This window comes from Salipiger sp. PrR003, assembly GCF_010500785.1.
GTDB lineage: Bacteria > Pseudomonadota > Alphaproteobacteria > Rhodobacterales > Rhodobacteraceae > Salipiger > Salipiger pacificus_A.
In genome coordinates this window covers 101,028-118,538 of sequence record NZ_JAAGOV010000054.1, presented here as the reverse complement: position 1 = coordinate 118,538, position 17,511 = coordinate 101,028, and the positions used below count along the sequence as shown (strand labels likewise).

16 protein-coding genes and 1 tRNA gene are annotated in these 17,511 nt (G+C 67.2%); 12 read left to right on the top strand and 5 right to left on the bottom strand.

All coding sequences use genetic code 11. The features are described 5' to 3' along the window. The first annotated feature begins 54 nt into the window (after positions 1-54). The 4 genes from G0D83_RS19985 to G0D83_RS19970 all read left to right on the top strand — a co-directional run bounded on the left by G0D83_RS19985 (position 55) and on the right by G0D83_RS19970 (position 3,581). A complete protein-coding gene (locus tag G0D83_RS19985) occupies positions 55-654 on the top strand; it encodes a superoxide dismutase (protein WP_108965342.1) in 600 nt (199 codons plus the stop codon). Between the two features lie 158 nt (positions 655-812). Beyond that, complete coding sequence (cobA, locus tag G0D83_RS19980; RefSeq protein WP_164196503.1) at positions 813-1,565, top strand: uroporphyrinogen-III C-methyltransferase; 753 nt, start codon at positions 813-815, stop codon at positions 1,563-1,565. A 94-nt stretch (positions 1,566-1,659) separates the two neighbouring features. Further along, positions 1,660-2,427 (top strand): SDR family NAD(P)-dependent oxidoreductase, encoded by a 768-nt coding sequence (locus G0D83_RS19975; protein ID WP_108965346.1) that lies wholly within the window; start codon positions 1,660-1,662, stop codon positions 2,425-2,427. Positions 2,428-2,561: 134 nt separating this feature from the next. Further along, on the top strand, positions 2,562-3,581 hold the full coding sequence (locus G0D83_RS19970) for an LLM class flavin-dependent oxidoreductase (RefSeq protein ID WP_164196502.1): 1,020 nt from the start codon (positions 2,562-2,564) through the stop codon (positions 3,579-3,581). A gap of 25 nt (positions 3,582-3,606) precedes the next feature. On the opposite strand, the gene G0D83_RS19965 is transcribed toward G0D83_RS19970, so the two are convergent. Both G0D83_RS19965 and G0D83_RS19960 read right to left on the bottom strand, forming a co-directional pair. After that, positions 3,607-4,692, bottom strand: coding sequence for a cache domain-containing protein (locus tag G0D83_RS19965; RefSeq protein WP_108965351.1), 1,086 nt, complete (start codon positions 4,690-4,692; stop codon positions 3,607-3,609). A gap of 365 nt (positions 4,693-5,057) precedes the next feature. After that, positions 5,058-5,134, bottom strand: a tRNA-Ile gene (locus G0D83_RS19960). 330 nt (positions 5,135-5,464) lie between these two features. Between G0D83_RS19960 and G0D83_RS19955 the strand changes: the two genes are divergently transcribed. Beyond that, positions 5,465-5,878 (top strand): universal stress protein, encoded by a 414-nt coding sequence (locus tag G0D83_RS19955; protein WP_164196501.1) that lies wholly within the window; start codon positions 5,465-5,467, stop codon positions 5,876-5,878. A gap of 78 nt (positions 5,879-5,956) precedes the next feature. Further along, entirely contained in the window at positions 5,957-7,615 is a 1,659-nt protein-coding gene (locus tag G0D83_RS19950; RefSeq protein WP_164196500.1) for a BCCT family transporter, read from the top strand. Positions 7,616-7,679: 64 nt separating this feature from the next. Here G0D83_RS19950 and G0D83_RS19945 read toward each other — a convergent pair whose 3' ends face one another. Continuing rightward, positions 7,680-8,174, bottom strand: a complete 495-nt coding sequence (locus G0D83_RS19945; protein ID WP_164196499.1) for a GNAT family N-acetyltransferase — start codon at positions 8,172-8,174, stop codon at positions 7,680-7,682. 204 nt (positions 8,175-8,378) lie between these two features. Between G0D83_RS19945 and G0D83_RS19940 the strand changes: the two genes are divergently transcribed. The 6 genes from G0D83_RS19940 (at position 8,379) to G0D83_RS19915 (ending at position 15,762) form a co-directional block, all read left to right on the top strand. After that, on the top strand, positions 8,379-9,800 hold the full coding sequence (locus G0D83_RS19940; protein WP_164196498.1) for a deoxyribodipyrimidine photo-lyase: 1,422 nt from the start codon (positions 8,379-8,381) through the stop codon (positions 9,798-9,800). Between the two features lie 160 nt (positions 9,801-9,960). Next, a complete protein-coding gene (locus G0D83_RS19935; protein ID WP_164196497.1) occupies positions 9,961-10,404 on the top strand; it encodes a TrgA family protein in 444 nt (147 codons plus the stop codon). Between the two features lie 5 nt (positions 10,405-10,409). After that, positions 10,410-11,516 (top strand): NUDIX domain-containing protein, encoded by a 1,107-nt coding sequence (locus G0D83_RS19930; protein WP_164196496.1) that lies wholly within the window; start codon positions 10,410-10,412, stop codon positions 11,514-11,516. Positions 11,517-11,575: 59 nt separating this feature from the next. After that, a complete protein-coding gene (locus G0D83_RS19925; protein WP_164196495.1) occupies positions 11,576-12,610 on the top strand; it encodes a cysteine synthase A in 1,035 nt (344 codons plus the stop codon). Beyond that, the gene (locus G0D83_RS19920; protein WP_164196494.1) at positions 12,607-15,036 is read left to right on the top strand and encodes a DUF3772 domain-containing protein; all 2,430 of its coding nucleotides are present in this window, start codon (positions 12,607-12,609) and stop codon (positions 15,034-15,036) included. Before G0D83_RS19925 ends, G0D83_RS19920 begins: the two co-directional genes overlap by 4 nt. A 9-nt stretch (positions 15,037-15,045) precedes the next feature. Beyond that, positions 15,046-15,762, top strand: coding sequence for an alanyl-tRNA editing protein (locus G0D83_RS19915; RefSeq protein ID WP_164196493.1), 717 nt, complete (start codon positions 15,046-15,048; stop codon positions 15,760-15,762). Between the two features lie 22 nt (positions 15,763-15,784). Here G0D83_RS19915 and G0D83_RS19910 read toward each other — a convergent pair whose 3' ends face one another. Together G0D83_RS19910 and G0D83_RS19905 are read right to left on the bottom strand one after the other, a co-directional pair. Further along, positions 15,785-16,732 carry a DMT family transporter gene (locus G0D83_RS19910; RefSeq protein WP_164196492.1) on the bottom strand — a complete coding sequence of 316 codons (948 nt, stop codon included), beginning with the start codon at positions 16,730-16,732 and terminating at the stop codon, positions 15,785-15,787. Between the two features lie 40 nt (positions 16,733-16,772). Next, positions 16,773-17,504 (bottom strand): DUF533 domain-containing protein, encoded by a 732-nt coding sequence (locus G0D83_RS19905; RefSeq protein ID WP_164196491.1) that lies wholly within the window; start codon positions 17,502-17,504, stop codon positions 16,773-16,775. Positions 17,505-17,511: the final 7 nt, after the last annotated feature.

Here is a 17,511-nt window from a genome sequence, read left to right as displayed (position 1 = left end):
GATGGCAGGTCTAGGAATACTGGCAATCTCACCGACAGGCGAAAGGAAACGCATATGTCCTTCGAACTTCCCGATCTTCCCTATGCTCACGATGCGCTCGCGTCCAAGGGCATGTCCAAGGAAACGCTGGAGTATCACCACGACCTGCACCACAACGCCTATGTCACCACGCTGAACAAGCTGGTCGAGGGCACCGAATGGGCCGACAAGTCGCTGGAAGAGATCGTCAAAGGCACCTATGAGGCCGGCGCGGTTGCCCAGAGCGGCATCTTCAACAACGCCTCGCAGCACTGGAACCACAGCCAGTTCTGGGAAATGATGGGCCCGGGCGAGAACGCCATGCCGGGCGAGCTCGAGAAGGCGATCACCGAGTCCTTCGGCACCTTCGACAAGTTCAAGGAAGAGTTTTCGGCAGCAGGCGCCGGCCAGTTCGGTTCGGGCTGGGCCTGGCTCGTCAAGGACACCGACGGTGGTCTCAAGATCACCAAGACCGAGAACGGCGTGAACCCGCTCTGCTTCGGCCAGACCGCGCTTCTGGGCTGCGACGTGTGGGAGCACTCCTACTACATCGACTTCCGCAACAAGCGCCCGGCGTACCTGGCGAACTTCCTCGACAACCTGGTGAACTGGGAAAACGTGGCCTCGCGCCTGTGATCTCCTGACACAGCTTGAAATTTCGACGCCCCGTGCCGAAAGGTGTGGGGCGTTTTCCTTTGGCGGGGGCCGGCTGCCGGCGCAACAGGGACGTCTTGCACCGCTTCCTCCGGCGGCGTAGCACGGGGCGCACCGCTTACGCCGCATACGGAGGCCCCATGCCCGGTTTTGTCAGTTTCGTCTCCTCGGGTCCCGGGGATCCCGACCTGCTGACCGTGCGGGCGCTGAAGTGCCTTCAGAAGGCGGATGCGGTGCTCTACGACGACCTTGCCTCGGGACCGATCCTCGATCTTTGCGCCGAGGGCACCGAGATGGTGGCCGTCGGCAAGCGCGCAGGCTGCCCTTCGCCGAAACAGGAATTCGTCAGCGCGCTTCTGGTGCAGCACGCGCTGGCGGGCCAGCACGTGGTGCGGCTGAAATCCGGAGATGCGGGCATTTTCGGGCGGCTCGAGGAAGAGATCGCCGCGGTGACCGAGGCGGGGCTGCCCTTCGAGGTGGTGCCGGGTGTGACCTCGGCTTCGGCCGCGGCTGCGGCGGCCGCGATGCCGCTGACTCGCAGGCTCACAGCGCGCCGGTTGCAGTTTGTCACCGGCCATGACGTGACCGGCGCATTGCCCGAAGAGATGAACATGGCAGCGCTCGCCGATCCCGAGGCGGTGACCTGCCTCTACATGGGGCGGCGTACCTTCTCGAAGCTGGCCGAGCGCCTGATCGCCGCCGGCATGCCGCCGGAGACGCCGGCGCTGATGGCCGAGAACGTCAGCAAGGAGGGTCAGCGGATGGTCTCCTCGACTGTGGCGGATCTGGGCGAGGCGCTGCGCGAGGCGCCGAGCCGGGCGGTTGTGATGATCCTCTACGGTGCGCTCGGCACGCCGGTGCTCGACGCGGCGGAGCGCAGGCCTCCGGTCTGAGACTGCCCTGACGCAACGTTCCGTGCCGCTGCGCTGGACGCGGTGTGGTCGCTGCGGTTCAACTCCGCCCCGAGGATAAATCGGGAGGAGTTTTATGCAGATCGGTGCAACAACCGTGGCCGTGGTATCGGGCGGTGCCTCGGGCCTCGGGGCTGCGACGGCGGCGCGGCTGGCAGGCCTTGGCGCTAAGGTCACGCTGCTCGACAGGGACGCCGAGCGCGGCCCGGTCACGGCGCAGGAGATCGGCGGGCGGTTCATCGAGGCCGATGTGACCAACCCCGAAAGCATAGCCGCCGCGCTGGCCGGGGTGATGGAGGCCGAGGGCGCGCTGCACGTGGCGGTGAGCTGCGCGGGCATCGCGCCGGGCGCCAAGACCGTGTCGCGCGGGGAGCCGCATGACCCGGCGCTCTTCGCCAAGGCCATCGCCATCAACCTCACCGGAACGTTCAACCTCGCGTCGCAGGCGGCGGCGCTGATGGCCAAGAACGCGCCTCTGGATACCGATGGCAATCGCGGCGTGATCGTCAACACGGCCTCGGTCGCGGCCTATGAGGGGCAGGTGGGGCAGGTGGCCTATGCGGCCTCGAAGGGCGGCGTGGTGGGGATGACCCTGCCGATGGCGCGCGATCTGGCCGCGCTGGGAATCCGTGTCTGCGCCATCGCGCCGGGGCTATTCCTGACGCCGATGATGCAGGGGTTGCCGCAGGAGGTGCAGGACAGCCTCGGCCAGCAGGTGCCCTTCCCGGCGCGGCTCGGCAGCCCGTCGGAATACGCGGCGCTGGTGCAGCATATCGTCGAGAACCCGATGCTGAACGGCGAGGTGATCCGTCTCGACGGGGCGATCCGCATGGCCGCGCGCTGACCAAACTTGCGCGGGCGCAGAGCGTCGTCTTTGTGCAGACGCACAGGGGAGGCGCTCCTTTGTGCGTCTGCGCAGGGTGACCCTGCGGGGAGGCGGCTCCTATATCTGGCACCAACACGACCTAGAGGTGCCGCATGACCCGCATTCCCTTCAGCCTTCTCGATCTCTCGCCGGTGCCCGAGGGCAGCACCCCGGCGCAGGCACTGGCCAATACGATCACCCTTGCGCGCCACGCCGAAGACTGGGGCTATCAGCGCTACTGGCTCGCCGAGCACCACAACATGCGCGGCATCGCCTCGGCGGCGACGGCGGTGGTGATCGGGCAGGTGGCTGCGGCGACCAAGACCATCCGCGTCGGCGCGGGCGGCATCATGCTGCCCAACCACGCGCCGCTGGTGATCGCTGAGCAGTTCGGGACGCTCGAAACGCTCTTCCCGGGGCGGATCGATTTGGGCCTTGGCCGTGCGCCGGGCTCGGATCAGGTGACCGCCATGGCGCTCCGCCGCAACATGAGCACCGCCGCGGACCGCTTCCCCGAGGACGTGATCGAGCTCTTGGGCTATTTCCAGGAAGCCGACGAGACCCAGTCGGTGATCGCCGTGCCGGGCGAGGGCACCCATGTGCCGGTCTGGATGCTGGGCTCCTCGCTCTACGGCGCGCAGCTCGCCACGCATCTCGGGCTGCCCTATGCCTTCGCCTCGCATTTTGCCCCCGATGCGCTCGAACAGGCCATCGAGGTCTACCGGACGCGTTTCCAGCCCGGCATCACCCGAGAGCCGCGCTTCATGCTGGCCGCCAACGTCTGGGCGGCGCAGACCACCGAAGAGGCGATCCGGCTGAAGAGCTCGCAGCAGCAGGCCTTCATCAACCTGCGCACCGGGCGCCCGGGGCGGCTGCCGCGGCCGGTGGGCGACATCTCGGCGCAGACCGACCCGCGCTTCCTTGCGGCGGCGAACTCGGCGTTGAGCGTCTCGGCCGCGGGTGATCGTGACAAGGTCGGCGAGGAGCTCGAGGCGCTGATCGCGCGCTACCAGCCGGACGAGCTGATCCTCACCGGCATGATCCACGATCCTGCCGCGCGCCTGCGCAGCTTCGAGATCGCCGCCGAGGTGCTCGGACAGGAAAAAGGCGCAGCGACCGAACGCTGCGCCTGATCCCAAGCCTTGTTGTGCGCCGGGCCTAGGGCTTGGCGCGCAGCGACTGAATCTGCGTCTGCAGGCGCGCCAGCACCGCCGACAGGAGCATGCTCTCGCGGGTGCTCTGTTCTTCTCGCGGGTAGACCATCTGGCCGTCCGCCAGCGCCGTCGCGGCGCGGATGAGACGCTGGAAGGGCCGGGTGAGGTAGTGGAAGAGCACCAGCGTTGCGGCAAGCACGCTGATCCCGACCGCGGCGAGGATCATGTTGACGTTCTTCACGAATTGCGGGAAGGCCGCCCCGAAACTGTCTTCGCGGACATCGACGATCAGCGTCCAGCCGAAGCCCGGCATGGAGTTGAGCGTGAAATTGGGCAGCACCGCATAGAGGTGCCCGGCGTCGCTGCGATGCAGCCGCGTGCGGTCGGCATCGGGCCGGCCGGCAAGGATCAACCCCTCGACGCGGGCGGGTAGGTCACTGCCGGCCTCGGGCCGCGTGTCAACCAGCGTCTGCCCCTTGCGGTCGCGGATGAGCGCGCTGAGTTCGAGCTCTTGCGCCGCCTCGGCCATGTAGTCGGCGACCCAGGAAATGCGCACGCTGTAGACCGCCACAGCCTGCGTGTTGCCGAAGCTGTCCTTCACCGGCATCGACAGGTTGATGAGGCTGATCTCCTCGTTGGTGCCCTCGTTCTTGGTATAGGCCGTGCCGACGGTCTCGCCGCTGAAACCGGCGCGGAACCAGTTCCGCTGTGAGACGTCTTCGCCCATGCGTTCGCCGCGCGAGCCCGCGATGATCACCCCGTCGGGGGAGGCAAAGCCCACCCAGGCAATCTGTCCGCCGGCGCGCACCACCGCATTGGCAAAATCCTGCATCTCGGCAGGCTCGGCATAGGCGGTGCGGGAGGCGACGGCGCGCAGCGAGTCCCATTCCCGGCTGATGGCCTTGTTGAAGGTCTGCGCCAGTGCCTGGGCACCGCGCAGGCCCAACTCGCGCTGCAACTGCACTTGGTATTCCTGCGCCTGCCAGCGCACGCCGAAGATCGCCGCGGCGGTCGCCGTGATCAGAACAACGCCGAGGATCCCGAGAAAAGAGGTGTTCATCTTTGGGTGACGGTCGAGACGATCCGGCATGGGGTACCCTTTCTCACTCACGTAAACTGCTCGACGCCATAAGCTGCCGCAGGAGCCGGCCTTGGCGATCTTGGTTAACCAATCACTAGATGAGGGACGGGGAAAAACTGTGATTGAACTGTGGCGCAAATGGGTCAAATTCGCCGCGATGGTCAGGGATTGTTGATTAGAGCAGTACGAGTACCCGCGTTGTCCGCGTAATGGTCGCGGTTGAGCGTGCAGTGCTGAAAAAGATTAACGTCGTGCGGCCGCCGAGGCCGGACGGCTTGCTTGGCTTGCACCGCTTGGGCGGGGGCCTTCACGAGGTCAGGGCGATGCGAGGAAAGGGTCGCCTTAGGCGTCCTGACGAAGGATTTTGGGTGATCTGGTAGGCCCGGCAGGACTTGAACCCGCAACCAAGGCGTTATGAGCGCCCTGCTCTAACCAATTGAGCTACAGGCCCACCGTGGCGCCTGAGTAGCATTCCCTCCGCGCCGGTCAAGTGGCCTTGTGGCCTGCCGAGGCTTGCCGTGGCGCCGGGGCCGGGCAGGGGGATTTCAACTTTCTGAGGATCGGTGCCTTTACCTCACGCAATTGTGCCCTAGGTCGATCCATATCGGCGGAACACCGCTGTCCAAGGGCGGCGTGCAGCGCGGCCCTGCGATGCTGGCGCGGGAAGGCCCGCGGGAGGCGTCGGACGTCCTTGGAGACTGCCGGGCAGAGGCCGTGGCGGTTCCCGAGGCTGGAATCTCGCAGGTCCGGGGAAGCCGGGCCGCCCAAGACGGAGGGACCTATGTTCAATCGCATCATGGTGCCGGTTGACCTGACGCATGCGGATCGGCTCGCGAAAGCGCTCAACGTGGCCGGTGATCTTGCCGCGCACTACGGGGCGCAACTCGTCTATGTGGGCGTCACTGCCTCGACGCCATCGTCGATCGCGCATACGCCCAAGGAGTACGGCGAGAAGCTCGCGGCCTTCGCCAAGGCGCAGGGCCTGGCCGCCGGGGTGGCGGCCGAGGCGCATCCGGTCACCACCCACGACCCGGCGGTGGATCTCGATCCGGCGCTGGTGAAGGCCGCGGAGGAGACCGGCGCCGACCTCGTCGTCATGGCCAGCCACATCCCCGGCATCGCCGATCATTTCTGGCCTTCCAACGGTGGAACCATCGCCTCTCGGGCCAGGGTCTCGGTCATGGTGGTGCGCTGAGGCCCGCGGGCCTTGGCGTATTGCCAAAGACAAGACTGTCACAACTTGAACTAAGAATGAAAAAAGGAGGGTCCACGCGTGAGTGACGCAGCAGAGACTGACACTGCGGACCAAGGGATCCCGGCGCCCGAGGGCGCGTCGGAGATTATCGAGACCGATTACGAGATCGGTCAGGACAATTTCGAGGCACAGATCGGCCCGTTCGGGCTCGACGTGCACAACCCCGTGTTCGCGATTTCGGGCGCCGTCGTGGTCGCCTTCGTGTTCTACACGCTGGCATTGCCAGAGCAGGCGGGAAGCATCTTCAGCTGGCTGTTCTCCTTCGCCACGAAGACCTTCGACTGGTTCTTCCTCGGCGCGGCCAATATCTTCGTGATCTTCTGCCTGGTGCTGATCGTCTCGCCGCTCGGTTCGGTCAGGCTTGGCGGCGCCGAGGCGTCGCCCGACTACGGCTACGCGGGCTGGTTCGCCATGCTCTTTGCCGCCGGCATGGGCATTGGCCTCATGTTCTTCGGCGTGCTCGAGCCGGTCTACCACATGGCGGTCAGCTCTCCGCTTGGCGTTCCGTCGCCCTTTGACGCTGATGGCAACCTGATCCCCGAGAACGTCGACGCCGCCAAGGCCATGGGTCTTGCCGCGACGATCTTCCACTGGGGTCTGCACCCGTGGGCGATCTACGCCGTGATGGCACTGGCGCTGGCGCTCTTCTCCTACAACAAGGGGCTGCCGCTGACCGTGCGCTCGGCCTTCTATCCGTTGCTTGGCGATCGTGTCTGGGGCTGGTGGGGCCATATCATCGACATCCTCGCGGTCTTCGCCACCCTCTTCGGTCTTGCCACGTCGCTCGGCTTCGGCGCGCAGCAGGTGAATGCGGGTCTCAACCACGTCTTCGGCCTGCCGATCAGCCCGACCATGCAGGTTCTGATCATCACCTTCATCACTGCGATTGCGCTTGTTTCGGTGGTGCGCGGCCTCGACGGCGGGGTGAAGGTGCTCTCGGAGATCAACATGGTGCTCGCTGCGGCACTGCTGGTCTTCGTGCTGCTGGTCGGCCCGACGATTCTGATCTTCAAGGACTTCCTTGGCGGTCTCTGGGCCTACATCGTCGACCTAGTGCCGCTGTCGAACCCCGTCGGGCGCGAGGATACCGACTTCGTGCAGGGCTGGACGTCGTTCTACTGGGCGTGGTGGATCAGCTGGTCGCCGTTTGTCGGCATGTTCATTGCCCGCGTCAGCCGCGGCCGCACGGTGCGCGAGTTCATCACCTGCGTGCTGATCATCCCGAGCCTTGTCTGCGTGCTGTGGATGGCGGTCTTCGGCGGCGTGGCCATCGACCAGGTGCTGAGCGATCCGGCCACCAGCATGGTGAAGGCCAATGTCATCGACAGCTACAACCCGCCGCTGTCGCTCTTTGCCATGCTCGAGGCGCTGCCGCTGTCGTCGATCACCTCGGTGCTCGCAGTCGTGCTGGTCATCGTCTTCTTCGTGACCTCCTCGGACTCCGGCTCGCTGGTGATCGACACGATCACCGCCGGTGGCAAGGTCGACGCCCCGGTGCCGCAGCGCGTGTTCTGGGCCTGTTTCGAGGGGGCTGTGGCCATCGTGCTGCTGCTCTCGGCGGGCGGGCTCTCATCGCTGCAGTCGATGGTGATCTCGACCGGCCTGCCGTTCACGCTGGTGCTGCTGGTGATGTGCATCGCCATCTGGCGCGGCCTGCAGGCAGAGCGCCGGCTCTGATCCGCATCGCTCGATGATCAAGACGCGGGCCCCTCGGGGCCCGCGTTTTGCGTTGCCAGCGCGGTCAGTCCAACCCGAAGGCGGGATGGAACCTGAGCGCGCCCCGCGGCAGGTCCGGGCCGAAGGGCAGGGCAAGGAGCACCTCGGGCGGTATGCCGTCAAGCTGCAGCCCCGGGGCCCGCCGAAATCCGAAATGCCCGTAAAAGGCCGGATCGCCCACCAGCACGACGCCGGGCGCATGCGAAGCCCGGACCTCGGCCAGCGCCGCGCGCATCAGGGCCGTGCCAATTCCCTTGCGCTGCCGCTCCGGCGTGACCGAGATCGGCCCCAGCCCCTGCCAGCCGTGGTGGCCACCGATCTCCACCGGCGAGACCGCGACATGGCCAATCAGCGCTCCGTTCTCCTCGGCAACGAGCGAGACGGTCAGCGCACCTGCGGCGCGAAGCCGCTCGATGATCTGCGCCTCGGTGCCGCTCGCCTGCGCGGCCGTTTCGAACGCCCGGGTGGTGAGTGCCAAGATCGCCGCGGCCTCCTCCGGTCCCTCGGTCCTGATGTGCATGGTGCTCCTCCCGCGGTTTGTGGGGCCTTTCGCCGCGATCTCATCGGGCAGCTTAGGCGCTCGCCCCCGATCTTGGCGCTGATCCAGTCCGGCGCAATACGCGTATTTGCAAAGAGATGAAGACGGCCGGTCCGTGCCAGAGTCCTTGACGGAACCGGCGGGCGGGCCAGTTTGCCCGCGAAACCCGAGGTTCCAGGAGGCCCCATGCACGATGTTTCCCCGACACTTGTCTGGTTTCGGCGCGATTTGCGCCTGTCGGATCATGCGGCGCTGAGCGCGGCGGTGGCGCGCGGCGGTCCGGTGATCCCGGTCTTCCTGCGCGACCACACGGTCGACGCTTTGGGGGCGGCGCCGAAGTGGCGGCTGGAGCGGGGGCTAGAGGTCTTCATGGCGGCGCTCGAAGAGGCGGGCTCGCGGCTGATCCTGCGGGCCGGGCCGGCGCGTGAGGTGATCCCCGAGCTGCTTCGCGAGACCGGGGCCGGGGCGGTCTACTGGCAGCGCGCCTACGATCCGGCCTCGGTTGAGCGCGACACCGACGTCAAGGCGCGGCTCAAGGAGGAGGGGATCGAGGCGGAGAGCTTTGCCGGGCACCTGCTTTTCGAACCCTGGACGGTGGAGACCAAACAGGGGGGCTACTACAAGGTTTACAGCCCCTATTGGCGGGCGGTGAAGGATCGCGAGGTGGCCGCACCCGAAGCGGCGCCCTCGGGTATCGCCGCTCCCGGCGAGTGGCCCGAGAGCGCGGCGCTGGCGGATTGGAACCTTGGCGGCGCGATGAACCGTGGCGCGGCGGTGCTGGCCAAGCATGTGTCCGCAGGCGAGCAGGCGGCGCAGACGCGGCTTGGCACTTTCATGCGCGACGGTGTTGCGGATTATGGCAAGGCCCGCGACCGGCTGGACGTGGACGGCACATCTCGGATGTCCGAGTACCTCAGCCTCGGCGAGATCAGCCCGGCGCGCTGCTGGCACGCCGGGCTGCGGGCGCAGGCCGAGGGCAAGGACGGCGCGGGCAAGTTCCTCGCGGAGCTCGCCTGGCGTGACTTTGCTTATCACCTGATGTGGCACACGCCGCATATCCTCGAGGAAAACTGGCGCAAGGAATGGCGCGCCTTCCCCTGGAAGGAGGACCGCCGGTTGCGCGAGGTGCGGCTCTGGGAACAGGCGCGCACCGGGATGGAGGTGGTCGATGCGGCGCTGCGCGAGATGTATGTCACAGGCTACATGCACAACCGTGCGCGGATGATCGTCGCCAGCTACCTGACCAAGCACCTGATGGTGCATTGGCGCATCGGCCAGGCGTGGTTCGACGATTGCCTGATCGATTGGGACCCGGCATCGAACGCGATGGGCTGGCAATGGGTGGCGGGCTGCGGGCCGGACGCCGCGCCCTACTTCCGCGTCTTCAATCCCGAGAGCCAGGCCGAGAAGTTCGACCCCAAGGGCGCCTACCGCCGCAAGTGGATCGCAGAAGGGCAGGCGCAGGCGCCGCAAAGCGCGCTCGACTACTTCGACGCGGTGCCGCGCAGCTGGGGGCTGGCCGGGTCGGACCCCTATCCCGAGCCCGTGGTCTCGGCCCGCGAGGGACGCGAGGCGGCGCTGGAGGCCTATGAGAACCGGGACTTTTGACTCCGAGGGGCATCATTATTTCATAAAAACGGCGCATTCCGGGCCAATCTGCTGTTGCAGGGTGACGTCGCCGCCCCATGGGCTGTCGCCATCTTGCGCCCGGGGGGCGCGCGGCGTTTATTGACAGCAAACAAGTAATTGGTGTTCGGGGAGTATTCAGATGACCACTGCTGCGCGCCTCGTGGCAGCGCTCTGCCTCGCGTTTTTGGCCTTTGTCGGGTCACGCTACATCATGACCCGCGTCATGCCCGAGACCACGGCCTTCGGCGGGTTTCTTTGGCTCAACCTGCTGCTCGGGCTGACGGCGGGCTGGCGGATCCTGGGCACACGGGTCGGACGCGGCATGGCCAACGGCATCTCGGCCGGGATCACCGCAACGGCCATGCTGGTGCTCTGGGGGATCCTGGCGCAGGCGATCTACGAGATGTTCCGGCTCGCCATGCGGCACCGCTACGACGGCCCGGCGGAGGCCTTCGTCGCGATTTTCGATCTGGCCCTTGATTTCGGGGCGCATCTGCTGGACGGAGGGTTCATCGGGCTGATGGTCCTGGGCGCGGTCCTGTCCGGCGCCCTGGCGGAGCTGGCCGCACGAAACTGGAGATAACCCGCATGAAGGTCTTCCTGTCCGGCGTACTGGCGGATCCGGCCCTGCTTGAGATCGTGCTCGGCCGCCCGGTGGAGACCCCTGCGACACGTCTGCCCGGCCACGCGGTGCTGGACCCGGAGGGCGGGGCGGACCGGCTGACACTGCTCTGCGCGGCGCCCGGGTCCGAGGCGGCGGGTCTGTTGCCCGAGCTGACCGAGGGCGATGTCGCGCGGCTGTGCTATTTCACCGGCTGGTACGCCGAAGACCTCGCCGAGATCGCCATTCCCGGCGAGGCGGAAGCGGTCTACGCACGGATCGATCCGGCGTCCGGCGGCAGCCCTTGGGATGCCGCGCGATGGCGCGCGCAGAACGCCACGCTCGGCTGCGAGATCGCGCGCGAGATCATGCTCGGCTACGGTCGGCGCCCGGCGGAGATGGTGCGCAGGATCCGGCCCTATCTCGCGGCCCGCGCTTGGTCGCGGGCGCTGGCGGCGCGGGAGACGCCCTGCACGCTGCGCTCGGACCGCACCCGCGAGGGCGCGGTGCGAATCCTCTCCGATCGCCGCGCCCACGACGGCTTCTTCGGGATGCGCGATTTCACGCTGCAGCACGAGCGCTTCGACGGCGCCATGTCCGAGGTGATCCACCGCGAGGGATTTGTCGCCTATGACGCGGCGCTGGTGCTGCCTTATGATCCGGAGCGCGACCTGGTGCTGCTGATCGAGCAGATGCGCTACGGGCCGCTTCTGCGCGAGGACCGCCACCCCTGGGTGCTCGAGCCGGTCGCGGGGCTGGTCGATGCCGGCGAAAGCCCCGAGGATTGTGCCCGCCGCGAGGCGGTCGAGGAGGCGGGGCTGCGCCTCGGCAGGCTCGAGCCGATGCTGCGGGTCTATGCATCCCCGGGGTATACCAGCGAGTTCTTCCACTGCTTCCTTGGCCTGTGCGATCTTGGTGATCATAATGGCGGGATCAACGGGCTCGACAGCGAAAACGAGGACATCCGCAGCCATGTTCTGCCGTTCGAGGCGGCCATGGACCTCGTCGAGAGCGGCGAGGTCAACGCCGGGCCGCTGGCGATGATGCTTCTGTGGTTGGCACGGGCGCGTGAGCGCCTCCGTTCGGCGGCTTGAGTTCACCCGGCGTCCGCCCTACACCTGTCCACCAACGAATTGACGAAGTGGAGATACCCATGCGCGTGGCACAGGATCTGGCGCAGGCGGTCGGACATACCCCGATGATCCGCCTGAAGAAAGCCAGCGAGATGACGGGCTGCGAGATCCTCGCCAAGGCCGAGTTCATGAACCCCGGCCAGTCGGTGAAGGACCGCGCGGCGCTCTACATCATCAAGGATGCGATGGAGAAGGGGCTGCTTGAGCCCGGCGGCACCATCGTCGAGGGCACGGCGGGCAACACCGGCATCGGTCTCGCGCTGGTCGGCGCATCCATGGGCTTCCGCACGGTGATCGTGATCCCCGAGACCCAGTCTCAGGAAAAGAAGGACATGATCCGTCTTGCTGGCGCCGAACTGGTGCAGGTCCCGGCGGCGCCCTACCGCAACCCGAACAACTACGTGCGCTACTCGGGCCGCTTGGCCGAGCAGCTGGCCAAGACCGAAACGCACGGCGCGATCTGGGCCAACCAGTTCGACAACGTCGCCAACCGGCTGGCCCATGTGGAAACCACTGGCCCCGAGATCTGGGAGCAGACCGGCGGCAAGGTCGACGGGTTCATCTGCGCCGTGGGATCGGGCGGCACGCTGGCGGGGGTTGCGGGCGCACTGCAGTCCAAGGGTGTGAAGATCGGTCTGGCCGATCCGATGGGCGCGGCGCTCTACAGCTACTACACCACCGGCGAGCTGAAGTCCGAGGGTGACTCGATCACCGAGGGCATCGGCCAGGGCCGGATCACCGCCAACCTCGAAGGGTTCGCCCCCGACTTCGCCTACCAGGTGCCCGACGCCGAGGCGCTGCCGGTGGTCTTTGACCTGCTCTCCGAGGAGGGTCTCTGCGTTGGCGGCTCGTCCGGCATCAACGTTGCGGGCGCGATCCGCATGGCCAAGGAAATGGGCCCGGGACACACCATCGTCACCGTGCTCTGCGACTACGGCACGCGTTACCAGTCCAAGCTTTTCAACCCGAGCTTCCTGCGCTCGCGCGATCTGCCGGTGCCGGGCTGGCTCGACCGCTCGCCCGCTTCGATCCCCGGCGTCTTCGAGGACGTATGAGTGCCCTGATCCGGCGTGTCCTTGCCGCCTGCGCGATGACTTTGCTCTGCGCGACCCTGGCGGTCGCGCAGGCACAGGACATTGATTACGCCACCTGGACGAAACTCGCGGATCAGGCCGACGGGCTGCTGGACGGCGAGGATGTCACCGTCAAGCAATACGAGGATCTGCGCAGCCAGATCGCGGGTTGGCGGGACAGTTTCTTGCGGGCCGAAAGTACCAATGCTTCGCGCATCGACACGTTGCAGCAGCAGCTTGACACGCTCGGCCCGGCCCCCGCCGAGGGCGAGAGCGAGGCCGAGGACATCGGCAATCGGCGGGCCGACCTGACCAAGCAACTTGCCGATGCGCAGGCGCCGGTGCGCCGCGCGCAGGAGGCCTACACGCAGGCCAACGGGCTGATCGGCGAGATCGACACCAAGATCCGCGAGATGCAGACCAGCCGCCTGCTGACCCTCGGGCCGTCGCCGCTGAACTTCCAACTCTGGGCTCCTGCGGCGAACGACGTGGTCGCGGCAGGCACGTCGCTGGTGCAGGAGGTGCGCGACAACTTCGCCTCCGAAAGCCAGCGCGCGGCGGCGCGCGAGAACCTTCCGGTGATCATCCTGCTGGTTGGCCTGTCGGGCCTTCTGGTGATCCGCGGCCCGGCGTGGGTGCGGCGGATCGAGGAATGGCTGCGGCGCCGCACACGCCGGGGCACTGGGGTCTGGCGCTTCGTCGCCTCGCTCGGTTCGATCGTGGTGCCGCTCGGCGGGCTGATCCTGCTGGTGGTGGCGGCGACGATCTCTGGGCTGCCGGGACAGAACCTGACAGTGGTGATGTACACCGTGCCGATTTGGGGGCTGGTGCTGCTCTACATCCGCTGGCTGGCGGGCGAGAGCTTCAACAGCGACGACGCGGTCGCCACGATGCCCCTGCCCAATTGGCAGCGCACCGAGGCCTGGCTCTATTCGTCGGTCCTCGCGCTGCTCTACGTGCTTCGCGGCATGGGCCAGACGCTCTCGGAGATTTTCAAATTCTCCGATGCGACAAACGCGGTGCTCGATTTCCCGCTGATCGTGCTCACGGCGCTGATGCTGTTCCGCCTCGGGCACATCCTGTCCGGGCTGAGCCGCAGTGAGCCCGAGGAGGGCGACGGCACGCTGCTCGAGGGCTCGACCTTCCGGATGCAGCTGGCGCGGCTGATTGGCCGACTGTCGATGCTGCTGGCGGTCTTCGGGCCGATCATGGCGGCGGTCGGCTATCACCGGGTCGGGCAGGGGATGGTCTTTCCCGCAGTGGTGTCGCTTTCGCTTCTGGCTCTGGTGCTGGTGCTGCAGCGCTTCGTCAAGGACCTCTATGAGCTGATCACCCGCAAGGATCCCGACGACAGCCTGATGACCGTGCTTGCGGGCGTGGTGCTGATCGTTCTGGCATTGCCGATGCTGGCGCTCATCTGGGGCGCGCGGGTCGCGGATCTCACAGAACTCTGGGCGCGCTTCCAAGAGGGCTTCCTGCTTGGCGACGCGCGCATTTCGCCGACCAGCTTCCTGACCATGCTGGTGGTCTTCGCCGTCGGCTACGGCGTCACCCGCCTGCTGCAGAGCGGGCTGCGCAGCTCGATCCTGCCGAAGACCAAGCTCGACATCGGCGGGCAGAATGCGGTCATCTCGGGGCTTGGCTACGCCGGGGTGATGCTGGCGGCGGTGGTTGCGATCACAGCAGCGGGGATCAACCTCACCGCGCTCGGCTATGTGATCTCGGCGCTGTCGGTCGGGATCGGTTTCGGCCTGCAGAACATCGTGCAGAATTTCGTTTCGGGGATCATCCTGCTGATCGAGCGACCGATCAGCCAGGGCGACTGGATCGAGGTCGGGCCCAATATGGGCATCGTCAAGGACATCTCGGTGCGCGCGACGCGGATCGAGACCTTCGACCGCACCGACGTGATCGTGCCGAACTCGGACTTCATCTCGGGCACGGTGACCAACTTCACCCGCGGCAACGTCGTCGGCAGGGTCTTCACCACCGTCGGCGTCGCCTATGGCAGCGACACCCGCAAGGTCGAGAGCATCCTGCTGCGCATCGTGCGCGAGCATGACATGGTGTTTCTCAATCCCGAGCCCTCGGTTGTCTTTGCACGCTTCGGCGCGGATTCGCTGGAGTTCGAGATCCGGGCCATCGTGCGGGACGTGAACCAGAAGATCAAAATTCTCTCGGACTTCAACCACGAGATCAACGCACGTTTCGTGGCCGAGGGGATCGAGGTGCCCTTTGCGCAGCGCGATATCTGGCTGCGGAACCCCGAAGCGCTGTATCCCTCCGAAGATCGGTCGCCGAAGGGCGGCGACGAGGGCACCGAGGATGACACGCCGGCGAAGCGGCAGGGCAAGAAGACCGGCGGCGGAGGCGATGCCTTTCCGACCGTCGGACCGGAAGACGAGTAGGAGAGCGAGTTGACGGAACGACTGTTCCTTGAAGACGCCTATCGCCGCGAGGCGCCGGGCGAGGTCATCGGGCTGACCGAGGAGGGCGGCATCATCCTTGATGCCTCGCTCTTTTACGCGACCAGCGGCGGCCAGCCCGGCGACAGCGGCCAATTGCGCTGGCCGGGCGGCGCGATCGAGATCGCGACGGCGGTGAAGGGCGAGGGCGAGACCATCGTGCTCGTCCCGGCCGAGCCCAAACCGCTGCCCTATGTCGGCGCGCGCGTTACGCAGGTGCTCGACTGGGAGCGCCGCCACAGGCACATGCGGGTGCACACGGCGCTGCACCTGCTGTCGGTGGCCCTGCCGCTGCCGGTGACCGGCGGGCAGATCAGCGCTGGCAAGGGCCGACTCGACTTCCTGATGCCCGAGCCACCCGAGGACCGGGACGCACTCGAGGCGATGCTGAACGAGTTCGTGGCCCGCGACCTGACGGTCTCGGAAAGCTGGATCACCGAGGCCGAGCTCGACGCCAACCCCGAGCTGGTCAAGACCATGAGCGTTCAGCCGCCGCGTGGCGCCGGGCGGATCCGGCTGGTACGGATCGGCGTGGGCGACGGGCAGATCGACCTGCAGCCCTGCGGCGGCACCCATGTCGCGCGCACCGGCGAGATCGGGGACCTGCGGCTCGGCAAGATCGAGAACAAGGGCAAGCAGAACCGGAGGGTGAACCTGCTGGTCGGCTGAACCCGTTCGGCAGGTTGGCGCGTCAGGAGAGAGGGGGCTTCGCCCCCTCGGCACCGCGCGCCTCGCTGCCGGGGTAGTTGGCCCTGGCAGGAACCCGGGCGGGTCTCGGGGCGCGGCGGCGGGTGCTCACGATGTAGAGCGCGAGGCTGATGACCACCAGCGCGCCGCCAAGCAGCATGCGCGGACTCGGCGCCTCGCCAAGGAAGGCCCAGACCCAGACCGGGCCAAGCACCGTTTCGAGCAGCATCAGCAGGCTGACGTTGGCCGCGGCGGTGTGGCGCGATGCGGAGCTGAGGCAGAAGAAGGAGACCGGCAGGATCACCGCGCCGGTGGCGAGGATCGGCAGGACATGGCCCCCGGTGAGTGCGCCCGCCGGCACCAGCGCCAGCCCGCAGAGCCCCGAAATCAGCGCGCCAGTGCCCATGGCGGGCATCAGCGGCAGTGTCGGAGCGTGGCGCAGCGTGACGAAGCTGAGCCCGAGGGTGAGCGCGACACCAAATCCGCAGAGCGCCCCCACGAGCGTGCCGGGGCTGGCCGCGAGATCGCCCTTGCCGCTGACCGCGAGCCCGATGCCGAGCAGAACCGCGCCCATGGTCATCCAGGTGGCGCGGCTGGTGGGCTCGCCGTAGAGCAGCCGCGACAGCAGCGCGGCGCAGACCGGCATGGTCGCCACCGCCAGCAGCACCACCGCGACGGGCGCCACCGCGATGCCAAGCGAGAAGAGCGCGGCATTGGCACTCTGGCAGGCAATCACCGTCAGCCCGGGGCGGGTCAGCAGAAGCCGCAGGTTGCGCGGGCCGCGTGTGGTCAGGAGGAAGATCGCCCAGAAGGTCGCCCCGAGCGCCAGCCCGCGCCAGGTCAGCATCGACAGCCCCACCATGCCCGACAGCCGCATCAGCAACGTGTCGGGCGTCAGAACGAGCGCGCCGAGGGCGGCGAGCCCAAGGCCGTAGAAGGGGTGTCTTTGCATACGGGCCTTCGGTCTTGGGGCCGGAGGACCGGCGACTGTGTCAGGCGTAGAGCGGTTGCAGGCCCATCTGCATGTGAAGCGCGTTCACCGCAGTTTCCGGCAGCCCCATCGCCTTGGCGAGACGATCAAGGTATTCGGCCTCGTTCGGCGTGTCCACCGTGATCGCCATCAGCGAAGCGGCGTAGACCTGGGTCTTCTGCGCATCGGGCGTGTCGTTGGCCAGCGCCTCGGGGTCGAGCTTGGCGCCCAGCTGCTCCTTGAGAAAGGCGATGTCCTCGGGCGAGGCGTCGGCGCCAAGCGTGTCGGTCAGCTTGGCCTTTTCGGCGGCGTCGATCTCGCCGTCGGCCTTGGCGGCCTGGATCATCGCGCGCAGCATCAGCCCGGCGGCGGTCTCGGCCTCGGGGGCGGCCTGCGTGGCGCTCATCTTGTCGAGCATGTCGCCGAGGTTCTTGCCGCCCATGTTGGCCGCCTTTGCCGCGGCCGCGAGCATCCCCGCGAGGCCCGTGCTGGCGGCCTGGCCGGCCTGATCCATGCCCGGCATGGTGCCGAGGCCGCTTTTCTTCAGTTGTTCCATGATGGCGCCAAGCGGGTTGCCGTTGCCGCCGAGCATCTTGCCCATCTGCGCCTGCAGCGATGTGCCGGGCTCTGAGCCGGGGATCTGGGCCTTGCCGCCGATCAGCGTGCCAAGGCCCTGGTCGCCGGAGAGACGGTCAACGCCGCGCGCGGCGGCATAGCCGACGGCAATCTTTGCCAGGGTTCCCATGAGACTCATCTTCGTG